Consider the following 10,991-nt stretch of genomic DNA (forward strand, 5'->3'; position numbering starts at 1 on the left):
CCCCCATACCCTTTCCGGCGAATGTCCTCCGGCGTCGGCCTGCGGCCGCCCCCTCCTCCTTTATTTCGCCTACAAGGGTATGGGGGGGCAGCGCCCCACCCACCGACCGGCCCTACGACCAAGGTCGGACGGCCCGCGCCTCACCATCGGACTATGCTCGATCCCATGACTTTGTCTGGGAGGGCTGTCATGCGTTACGAAGATGTCTATCGACGTTCGGTCGATGAACCCGAGGCGTTCTGGGGCGAAGAGGCCCAGCGCATCTACTGGCATACACCGCCGCAGCAGATCCTCGATTACAGCAATCCGCCGTTCCGGCGCTGGTTCGTCGGCGGGGAAACCAACCTCTGCTACAACGCGGTGGACCGCCATCTGGTCGACCGTCCCGACCAGCTCGCCCTCGTCGCCATCTCCAGCGAAACCGGCGTTACCCGCGAGATCACCTACCGCGAGCTGCACCGCGAAGTGAATGCCTTCGCCGCCGTGCTGCAGCGGCTGGACGTGCAGCGCGGCGACCGCGTGGTGATCTACATGCCGAACATGGCCGAAGCGGTGTTCGCGATGCTGGCGTGTGCACGCATCGGGGCGATCCACTCGGTGGTGTTCGGCGGTTTCGCCGCGCACAACCTGGCACTGCGCATCGATGACGCCGAACCGAAGCTGTTGATCGCCGCCGACGCCGGCAAGCGCGGTGGCAAAGTGATTCCGTACAAGGCGATGGTCGATGCCGCCTGCGCCGAAGCCGCCTCGCCGCCACCGCATGTATTGATCGTCTCACGCGGGCTGGACCCGGCCGAGCCGAAGGTGCCCGGTCGTGACGTCGATTACGCCACGCTGCGTGCCGAGGTAGGTGACCAGGATGTACCGGTGGTGTGGCTGGAATCCAGCGAGCCGAGCTATCTGCTCTACACCTCCGGCACCACCGGCAAGCCGAAGGGCGTGCAGCGTGATGTCGGCGGCTACGCAGTCGCGATGGCGCAGTCGATGGAGACGGTGTTCGACTGCAAGCCCGGCCAGGTGATGTTCTCCACCTCGGATGTGGGCTGGGCGGTCGGGCATTCCTACAACGTGTACGGCCCGCTGATCGGCGGCTGCACCTCGTTGCTCTATGAAGGGCTGCCGACCCACCCGGACCCGGGCATCTGGTGGGCGCTGTGCGAACAGTACGGCGTGCGCACGCTGTTCTCCTCGCCGACCGCGATCCGCGTGCTCAAGAAACACGACGCCGATTTCATCCGCCGCCACGATCTGGAAGCATTGAAGTACGTCTTCCTCGCCGGCGAACCGCTCGACGAGCCGACCGCGCACTGGATCAACGACGCACTCGGCAAGCCGATCATCGACAACTACTGGCAGACCGAAACCGGCTGGCCGGCACTGACCCTGCTGCCGGGCGTGGACATGAAACCGGTGCGCTTCGGCTCGCCCGGTTTTCCGAACCTCGGCTACCGGATGAAGGTGATCGACGAGAACACCGGCGAGACCGTCGCGCCGGGGCAGAAGGGCGTGCTGGTGATGATCCCGCCGCTGCCGCCGGGCTGCATGACCACGGTCTGGAAGGACGACGCGCGCTTCATCCAGAGCTACTTCAGCCACTTCAAGGAACTGCTGTACAGCTCGCTGGACTGGGCGATCCAGGACGAAGACGGCTACACCTTCATCCTCGGCCGCACCGACGATGTCATCAATGTGGCCGGGCACCGCCTGGGCACGCGCGAGATCGAAGAATGCATCGCCGGCCATCCGCTGGTGGCCGAGGCCGCCGTGATCGGGGTCAAGGATGAACTCAAGGGCCAGGTGCCGCTGGTGTTCGTCACCCTCAAGCAGGCCCTGCAGGGCGACGGGAGTGCCGTGGCGGCCGAGATGATGCAGCGGGTGACCAATACCCTGGGCGCGGTCGCGCGGCCGGCGCACATCCATATCGTCAACGCGCTGCCAAAAACGCGTTCGGGCAAGCTGCTGCGACGCTCGCTGCAGGCGCTGGCGGAGGAGCGTGATCCAGGGGATCTGTCGACCCTGGACGACCCGGCGGCCTTGGACGAGATCCGGCGCGCGCTGGGGAGCTGACCCGGTAGGCCCCCCGCACGATGCTGCAGCGCATTACCGGCGACACGAACGCTCGGGTAAGCTGCGGACGTGATCGGTGCGGGTCTTGCCGGCGGCACGCGCGCGCTGGGGATACGGCGCGCCTGGGGCGGCCGCCGGACATTGATGGCCTGGAAGATCACAGGGGGCGCGCAGGTAGCGGCGAACGGCCGGCCGACGCGTGTGATAGGGCACCACGTGAAGGGGGAACACATGGCGTATATCCAGGCCAAGACGGCCGCTGGCCGTCAGGAAATCGAGGACCGTGCGCGGCGCTTGCCGCCTGCGCTGCGGTCCATGCTGCTGATGGTCGATGGTCAGCGCGATGACACCGCGTTGACCGCGTTGTTGCCGGGCCTGCGCGCACCGGACGATGCGCTGGCGCAGCTGTCGGCATTGGGGTTGATCGAGATCGTCGGCGGGAGTGCCGCACCGGTCATCGCTGCAGCGTTGACCGCCGGGCGCGAACAGGATCCGGAGCTGTACAAGCGGCTGTATGACTGGATGAGCGAATCGGTGCGCAGGCATCTCGGTCTGAAGGGGTATTTCATGCAGTTGAAAGTCGAGCGCTGCACCGATGCCGGCGGCCTGGAGAAGCTGTGGCCGGACCTGGCCGCTGCGATCAGCAAGGCGAAAAGCCCGGCACTGGCCAACCGCTGGCTGGAAGAAACGCACGCGCTGCTGCACACCGAGGTCGTGATCGCCTGAGGCGATACGTCGACGGCAGCCAGGCAGCACGCTGTTTAGAATGCGTGCTGTTTCGTGTGCGGGAGGATGGCGATGGTGGATGAGATCGAGGACGACGGCGCCCCCGGGTGGGATGCCATCGATGCCGCGTTGAAGGCGGTGTATCCCACGCAGGCGCCGCAGCATTACGGCCCGGTGCTGCGTTCGCTGCTGGGTGGCGAGGACCCGCTGGACGGCATCAGCGCATATTGGAACGATGCGCCGCTGCCGCACTGGCACTTCGTCAGCTATGGCTTCTCCGAGCTGTATGAAAAAGAGAGCGATGATCCGGCCACCAGTGGCTACGGCTTCGAGCTGAGCGTCCGGGTTGCCGCTGCGGCAGGCAGCGAGCCACCGCCGTGGGCGATGAATTTCCTGCAGAACCTGGCGCGCTACGTGTTCGCCAACGGCAAGGTGTTCCAGCAGGGCCACTACCTCAATGCGGGCGGGCCGATCGCCGCCGACACCGATACGCCACTGCGGCACGTCGCCTTCATGCGCGACCCGCAGCTGCCGCCGCGCGAGACGCCCAACGGTTCGCTGGCGTTCCTGCAGGTGATCGGGCTGACCGATGACGAGATGGAGGCGGTGAAGCGCTGGTCGACCACCGGCGTGCTCGAGGCGCTGCTGCCGAAGATGCCGCTGTGGATCACCGATATCGCGCGTGGCTCGCTGCTGGACGATCCCGCACTGGCGGCCGCCGTGGCCGAGGGTGCGGCACGCGAGGGCTCGCAGACGGCCTATCTGTTCCTGGAAAAGCTGGGCGGGTCGGTGCAGGGCGAGGGCGCAGGGCAGCAGTTGACGGTGACGCTGGGCGCGCGCCAGGTGGAATCGCTGCTCGCGTTGCTGCCGGCGCGGTTGCTGTTCGGCCAGCCATTGACGCTGGTCGGCAACGATCGGCAGATCACGCTGTCGCCGGCGGCCGCCAATGCGCTGGTGGTCGAGGGTGATGCGCTGGACTGCCAGCTGGCACCGGCCACGGTGCAGGCGCTGGTCGCCACGGTCCAGCCACGCCGCGGGACCTATGCGATCCCGGGTTGGCCGGCGCTGCAGGTGGTGGTGGAGCCGAGCGAACTGCGCGATGCCGAGGGCACTGTGGTCGAGGTCGTTGGCTGATCACCTCGCACGCGCTGGAAACGAAAAAGCCCGGCACTGCCGGGCTTCTTCTTATCCGTCTACGTCAGCCGCACCGGTCAGCTCAGGCCTTCGGCCTTCAGTACCGCCTGCACGCCGGCATCGGCGTCCATCCGCTGCTTGAAGGCAGCGATGTTGTCCAGGCCGCTCAGGTCGATCTTCGCGCCCGCGGCCCAGCGCAGGGTGATGTAAAAGTACGGGTCGGCGAAGCTGCGGAACCCGGCCAGCCAGGGGCGGTCGGCCAGCTGCGCATCGGCGCGCTCGAACAGGCCACGCAGGCGCTTGCGGGCGGTGGCGCGGAGCGCGTCGTACTGGGTGTCGTCTTCGATGAAGGTGGCCGGCCCGAACAGCGGCTTGAATGCCGGGTGCAGGTCCGAATTGACGAAGGACAGCCAACGGGTGGCTTCGGCGCGCTGCTTGGGGCTGCCGTCACCGGTCAGGCCGGCCTGCGGGTAGGTATCGGCGATGTAACCCAGGATGGCCGCGTTCTGGGTCAGCACGAAATCGCCGTCGACCACCACCGGGACCGAACCGGCCGGATTGATGGCCAGGAAGGCGGGGGCCTTCAGGGTGTCCTTGTCGAGCAGTTCCACCTCGAACGGCTGGCCGGTCCACTGCAGTGCGATGTGATCGGCGGTGGAGCAGGCTCCGGGCTTGCTGTACAGCTTCATGGGAACTCCGTTGCGGATGGGTGGAAGGTGAGCCGCCCACTATTCCAGAGCCGGCCTCGCATCCTCAACGGTATGGCCGTAACAGATCGTTACGACGCGCGCGGCTTGAGTTTCTGCACGCGGTAGAAGGTGTGATCGCCAATGGTGGCCACCTGGTAGGCGTTGCGCCAGCTCGGGTTGGCGATTGCCAGGGCGGCGAAGTGGCTCGCACCCGGGACGATCTCCTTGCGCTCACCGGCCGGCAGGGCCCAGTTGCGCTCGGCATCGAAGGCCACGGTCATCGCTTCCTGCCAGGCATCGGCGTTGCCGAGCTGGGTGCCGGGCGCGACGATGGTCGGGGCGAACTGCTTGCGGGCGGTCACCACCTGGCACATCGAGTCGCCCCACAGGCCGCTGTCCAGGCGGCGCAGGGCCACTTCCGCGACGGCTTGCTGGCCGCGCAGGGTCTGGTCACGCGCTTCGAGGTAGACGGTCGTGCTCAGGCACAACGAATCGGCGGCAGGCTGCGGCAACAACTGTGACAGCCAGAGAATCCAGGCCAGTTTCATAAATCTCCTTGCTCCGTGTGGGCCGCACCTGGCTGTTCCATCCGATCATGCGGACGGGGCGTGGGTACGACTTGGCGTCATGGGGAGGCGACCATCGGGGCCGCCCGGGGGCGGACCCGAATAGACGTGGGGTCCGCGCGCTCACTCGAACTGGGTGGTGAGCGGGAAAGTTGGCGCACGATAGGGGGGGATTTCCCAATACATCCTGAACCCGAACGCTTGACATTCAGGTTCGGAGGCGGGGCTGAATCGGCCGTTCAGCCCCGTATTCAGGTCGGTTTCGACCCGGATCAGAGCGCGGCGGCGACCCGGCTGCCCTGATCGATCGCGCGCTTGGCGTCGAGTTCGGCGGCCACGTCCGCACCGCCGATCAGCTGCGCATGGATGCCGGCGGCCTGCAGCGCGGCGTGCAGATCACGGCGCGGTTCCTGGCCGGCGCAGACCACCACATGGCTCACCGGCAGCAGCTGTTCCTGGCCGTCCACGCCGATACGCAGGCCGCTGTCATCCACGCCCAGGTACGTCACGCCACCCAGCATGCTCACGCCCTTGGCCTTGAGCGTGGCGCGGTGGATCCAGCCGGTGGTCTTGCCCAGCCGGGCGCCGGGCTTGCCCGGGCTGCGCTGCAGCAGCCAGACCTTGCGCGCGGGTGCTTCAGGTGCCGGTTTGGCCAGCGCGCCCCGGCCCTCGAAGCTGGGGTCCACGCCCCACTCGGCCATCCAGCGTGCCGGGTCCAGCGCGGAGGAGGGCCCCTGGTGGACCAGGAACTCGCCGACATCGAAGCCGATCCCGCCGGCGCCGATGATCGCGACCTGCTCGCCCACCTGGACCCTGCCGAGCAGCACATCCAGGTAGGTGACCACCTTGGGGTGGTCGGCGCCGGGGAAATCCACCCGGCGCGGGGTGATGCCGGTGGCGATCACCACCGCGTCGAAACCGGCCAGCGCGGCCACGTCGGCCACGGTGCCCAGCTTCACCTCGACACCGGTCTCGCCCAGCTTGTGGCGGAAATAGCGCAGCGTCTCGTGGAATTCTTCCTTGCCCGGGATGCGCTTGGCGACATTGAACTGCCCGCCGATCTCGCTGCCGGCGTCGAACAGCGTCACCGCGTGGCCACGCTCGGCGGCGACCGACGCGCAGGCCAGCCCGGCCGGGCCGGCACCGACCACGGCGATCCGGCGCGGGGCGCTGGTCGGGTGGTAGACCAGCTCGGTCTCGTGCACGGCGCGCGGGTTGACCAGGCAGCTGGCGGTCTTGTTCTCGAACACGTGGTCCAGACAGGCCTGGTTGCAGGCGATGCAGGTGTTGATCGCCTCCGGACGCCCGGCGCGTGACTTGTTGGCCCACTGCGGGTCGGCCAGCAGCGGCCGCGCCAGCGACACCATATCGGCCCCGCCCGCGGCAAGGATGCGTTCGGCCACGTCGGGCATGTTGATGCGGTTGGTCGCGATCACCGGCACGCGGACATGCGGCTTGAGCTTGGCGGTGACCCCGGCAAAGGCGCCGCGTGGCACCGAGGTCGCGATGGTCGGGATGCGCGCCTCGTGCCAGCCGATGCCCGAATTGATCAGCGTGGCGCCCGCCGCCTCGATCGCCTGCGCCTGCTGCACGATCTCGGCCCAGTTGCTGCCGTCGGGCACCAGATCCACCAGCGAGAGCCGGTAGATGATGATGAAGTCCGGCCCGCAGGCCTCGCGGATGCGGCGCACGATCTCGACGGCGAAGCGCATGCGCTGTGCCGCGTCGCCGCCCCAGCGGTCGGTGCGCTGGTTGGTACGCGGGGCGATGAACTCATTGATCAGATAGCCTTCCGAACCCATCACCTCGACGCCGTCGTAGCCGGCCTCGCGGGCCAGCCGCGCGCTGCGCGCGTAATCAGCGATGTGGCGCTCCACCCCGCGCGCGGACAGCGCCCGCGGGGTGAACGGGTTGATCGGGGCCTTCAGCTTGGAGGGGGCCACCGAGAGGGGGTGGTAGGCGTAGCGGCCGGCATGCAGCAGCTGCAGGCAGATCTTGCTGCCGTTGTCGTGCACGGCCCGGGTGACCTGGCGATGCGGTCGCACTTCCCACGGCCAGGACAGCTTGCCACCGAACGGCTTGAGCCAGCCGACCACGTTGGGCGCGAAGCCGCCGGTGACGATCAGCCCGACGCCGCCGGCGGCACGCTCGGCGAAATAGGCCGCCAAGCGCGGAAAATCGCGCGCACGATCTTCCAGGCCGGTGTGCATGGACCCCATCAGGACCCGGTTGCGCAGCTGGGTGAAGCCCAGGTCGAGCGGGGTGAACAGATGCGGGTAGGCGGTGGATTCGGCGGCTGGCGACATGTGGATACGCTTGCGTACGGAAGCCCGCAGGGTGCCGCGAATGTCCTTGAAGAGCAAGGGCAGGTGTCCGCCAACTGCCGACCATCGGTCGGCACGGACGCCCGTTAGGGCGTGGCGGCTGCCGGGCTGGGCTTGCGGATGCCGAACAGCGGCAGGGTGACGCCGCACAGCGGGCCGATCAGCAGCGCGAACGCGAGGGTGCCGACCCCGACATTGCCGCCCAGCCACCAGCCGATCACCAGCACGGTGCCTTCGATCGCGCTGCGCACGATCCAGATCGGCCAGCCGGTGCGGGCGTGCAGGCCGGTCATCAGGCCATCGCGGGGGCCGGGGCCGAAGCGCGCGCCGATGTACAGGCCGGTGGCCAGCGCGACCAGCAGCAGGCCGCAGATGAACATCGGGATCTGCCAGGCCAGTCCCTGCACCTGCGGCAGCAGCCACAGCCCGAACTGCGCGCTGGGGCCGATCAGCAGCACGTTGAGCACGGTGCCCAGGCCGGGTTTCTGCCGTATCGGCCACCACAGCAGCAACACCAGCGCGCCGATCACGTTGGTGGCCACGCCGAAGGACAGCGGCGTCTGCAGCGCGATGCCCTGTGACAGCACATCCCAGGGCGCCACGCCGATCGCCGCGCGGATCATCACCGCCGCGCCGAAGCCATACAGGAACAGACCAAGCAGGAGTTGCAGCAGGCGCAGGGGCAGGGACGTGGGCATGTCGGTTTCACCGGAAGGGCCACTGACTGTAGGGGGCCCTTCGCACCGCCGACAGATACAGATACGCGCGAATCTGCGCAGACACATTGCCGCGCGCGTCAGTCCCAGCCGGACAGCACCAGTTTGCCGATCACGCCGCCGCCTTCCAGCTGGCGATATGCCTCACGCAGGTTCGCTGCGGTGATCGAGCCCAGATGCGTATGTGCGGTCGTGCGCAGTTCGCCCGCGTCGATCAGGCTGGCGGCTCGGCTCAGAATGCGGTGCTGTTCGATCATGTCCTCGGTCTGGAAGCGCGACCGGGCAAACATGAACTCCCAATGGATGCCGATGCATTTGGCTTTGTACGGATCGCCGATGCGCAACGGTCCGCGCGGTTCAACGATCAGCCCCACATGTCCCTGCGGGGCCAGCAGCTCGCCCAGCGCCTCCCAGTACTGGTCGGTGTCGGCCAGATTCAGCGCCACCTGCACCTGCGCGATGCCCAGTGCCTGCAATTGCGCAGCCAGCGGCTGGCGATGATCGATCACGTGGTCGGCGCCCATCTGCATGCACCACGCACGGGTTTCCTCGCGCGAGGCGGTGGCGATCACGCTGAAGCCGGCATGGCGCGCGAGCTGGGTCGCCATCGAACCGACGCCGCCGGCACCGCCGATGATCAACAGGTGCTGCCCGCGATGGCGGCGGTCTTCAAGGTGCAGCGGCATGCGCTGGAACAGCAGTTCCCACGCGGTCAGCGTGGTCAACGGCAACGCGGCGGCCTCGGCGAAATCCAACGTGGTGGGTTTGCGCCCGACCAGGCGTTCGTCCACCCACTGATACTGCGCATTGCAACCCGAGCGGGTGACATCGCCCGCGTAATACACCTCATCACCGGGGGCGAACGCGGTGACCTCCGGGCCTACCGCCTCGACCACGCCGGCCGCGTCATACCCCAGGATCCGCGCAGGATTCTCCTGCTGCGGGCGCGGCGCGCGTTGTTTGGTGTCGACCGGATTGATGGAAACAGCCTGTATTCGCACCAGCAGGTCGCGTCCCTGCGGCGCGCCCGGTGGCGCAATGCTCAGGTCCTGAAGTGCGGCGGGGTCGTCAATCGGCAGATATCGGGTCAGTCCCACGGCTTTCATATCGGCTCCGGAAACGAGGGGGGCACCCTCATCATACGGATCACGACGTCGCTGTTTTTGCGCTGAATCAAGGCGCAATCGGCATTTGAACCCTCACGTGAAAAATGTGTCGCGACGTCGCCTGAATTAGGCAAAACCCTTGTCATTGCTGGGTCTTGCGGAATTTCATCAACCTGTATAGGGTGCCACCAGCTGGACCCGGTAGAGGTCTGGCGGTCGTCTTCACATGTTACGGGACTGTTAACATCACCTTCACTCGCCTGAGCATAATGTTCGCGGCGGTGGCGTGCTGAATCGGCAGTCTGAAAACGACGCAGTAGTGCTGGCCCATGCCTCTACCGGTTTCATACCCCCGAAATAGGAGCTGTACTCAATGAACAAGAAGATCCTCACTGCCGCGCTGCTGGGCGGTCTGGCTTTCGCCCAGGCTGCATCGGCGCAGGATTTTGACGACCGCTGGTACCTGACCGGTTCGGCCGGCTTCAACTTCCAGGATAGCGACCGTCTGACCAACGACGCTCCGTTCGTTACCCTGGGCCTCGGTAAGTTCATCAGCCCCAACTGGTCGCTGGATGGCGAGCTGAACTACCAGAATCCGAACTTCGACGCCAACCAGGATCTGAACTGGAGCCAGTACGGCGCCTCGCTCGACCTGCGTCGCCACTTCATCCAGGAAGGCCGCGGCTGGAACCCCTACCTGCTGATGGGTCTGGGCTACCAGAAGTCGGAAGAAGAGTATCCGGCACTGAACACCAATGGTCCGCGTGAGCGCAAGGACGGCAACTTCGCCGCCAAGGTCGGCGTCGGCCTGCAGACCACCTTCGAAAAGCGCGTCGCCGTGCGTGCCGAAGTGGCCTACCGCGCTGACTTCGACGACCAGAGCATTGCTGCTCCGAGCGAAGACTGGTTCGGCGACGTGCTGGCTTCGGTCGGCGTCGTGATCCCGCTGGGCCCGGCCCCGGTTGCTGCCGTGCCGGCTCCGGCTCCGGTTGCGCCGAGCTGCGCCGATCTGGATGACGACGGTGACGGCGTCAACAACTGCGACGACAAGTGCCCGAACTCGCAGCCGGGTCAGACCATCGGTCCGGACGGTTGCCCGGTCCCGGTGTCGATCGATCTGAAGGGCGTGAACTTCGACTTCGATAAGTCGAACCTGCGTCCGGACGCGGTTGCGATCCTGAGCGAGGCTTCGGAAATCCTGAAGCGTTACCCGGATCTGCGCGTTGAAGTGGCCGGTCACACCGATTCCAAGGGTACCGACGCTTACAACCAGAAGCTGTCCGAGCGTCGTGCTACCTCGGTGTACAACTACCTGACCCAGAACGGCGTTGACGCTTCGCGTCTGGTCGGTCCGATCGGTTACGGCGAGAGCCGCCCGATTGCGCCGAACACCAACCCGGATGGTTCGGATAACCCGGAAGGCCGCGCCAAGAACCGTCGTACCGAGCTGAACGTCCAGAACTAATCCTTCTGGTAGTACAGTCTCACTAAGCAGGGCCCGGCATTGCCGGGCCCTGTTTTTTTTTGTCTTCTCTCAACTCGACAGTTGGGCCCTTCCGAGCGCGTCACGCCCCGTAGCGACCGGTAGGCCCCTTGGCAAATGTCCCCCGGCCGCCGCCTTGCGGCGACGGCCTCCTCCTTGATTTTGCCCAGGGGCCTACCG

Annotated in this window: 9 protein-coding genes; 4 read left to right on the forward strand and 5 right to left on the reverse strand. The window is 66.7% G+C overall.

The genetic code is table 11. The features are described from left to right. Positions 1-189 precede the first annotated feature (189 nt). From prpE to QMX81_RS19170, 3 genes are all read left to right on the forward strand, one after another. Complete coding sequence (prpE, locus tag QMX81_RS19160) at positions 190-2,067, forward strand: propionate--CoA ligase (protein WP_282263854.1); 1,878 nt, start codon at positions 190-192, stop codon at positions 2,065-2,067. Between the two features lie 231 nt (positions 2,068-2,298). Further along, complete coding sequence (locus QMX81_RS19165) at positions 2,299-2,793, forward strand: hypothetical protein (protein ID WP_282263856.1); 495 nt, start codon at positions 2,299-2,301, stop codon at positions 2,791-2,793. Positions 2,794-2,865: 72 nt separating this feature from the next. Further along, complete coding sequence (locus QMX81_RS19170) at positions 2,866-3,927, forward strand: suppressor of fused domain protein (RefSeq protein ID WP_282263859.1); 1,062 nt, start codon at positions 2,866-2,868, stop codon at positions 3,925-3,927. A 77-nt stretch (positions 3,928-4,004) separates the two neighbouring features. Here the strand turns inward: QMX81_RS19170 and QMX81_RS19175 are convergent, their stop codons facing one another. The 5 genes from QMX81_RS19175 to QMX81_RS19195 form a co-directional block, all read right to left on the reverse strand. Further along, positions 4,005-4,616 carry a glutathione S-transferase N-terminal domain-containing protein gene (locus QMX81_RS19175; RefSeq protein WP_121042912.1) on the reverse strand — a complete coding sequence of 204 codons (612 nt, stop codon included), beginning with the start codon at positions 4,614-4,616 and terminating at the stop codon, positions 4,005-4,007. Between the two features lie 89 nt (positions 4,617-4,705). Beyond that, positions 4,706-5,164: a cell wall hydrolase gene (locus tag QMX81_RS19180; RefSeq protein ID WP_088435200.1), complete on the reverse strand. Its 459-nt coding sequence runs from the start codon at positions 5,162-5,164 to the stop codon at positions 4,706-4,708. A gap of 290 nt (positions 5,165-5,454) precedes the next feature. Next, complete coding sequence (locus tag QMX81_RS19185; protein ID WP_282263860.1) at positions 5,455-7,488, reverse strand: NADPH-dependent 2,4-dienoyl-CoA reductase; 2,034 nt, start codon at positions 7,486-7,488, stop codon at positions 5,455-5,457. Between the two features lie 104 nt (positions 7,489-7,592). Further along, entirely contained in the window at positions 7,593-8,204 is a 612-nt protein-coding gene (locus QMX81_RS19190; RefSeq protein ID WP_282263861.1) for a hypothetical protein, read from the reverse strand. A gap of 98 nt (positions 8,205-8,302) precedes the next feature. Next, complete coding sequence (locus QMX81_RS19195) at positions 8,303-9,328, reverse strand: zinc-binding alcohol dehydrogenase family protein (RefSeq protein ID WP_282263862.1); 1,026 nt, start codon at positions 9,326-9,328, stop codon at positions 8,303-8,305. 373 nt (positions 9,329-9,701) lie between these two features. Between QMX81_RS19195 and QMX81_RS19200 the strand changes: the two genes are divergently transcribed. Then, positions 9,702-10,793: an OmpA family protein gene (locus tag QMX81_RS19200; RefSeq protein WP_121042919.1), complete on the forward strand. Its 1,092-nt coding sequence runs from the start codon at positions 9,702-9,704 to the stop codon at positions 10,791-10,793. Positions 10,794-10,991 lie beyond the last annotated feature (198 nt).

Origin of the sequence: Stenotrophomonas sp. PS02301 (genome assembly GCF_029959485.1) — a bacterium.
Classification (GTDB): Bacteria; Pseudomonadota; Gammaproteobacteria; order Xanthomonadales; family Xanthomonadaceae; genus Stenotrophomonas; species Stenotrophomonas maltophilia_Z.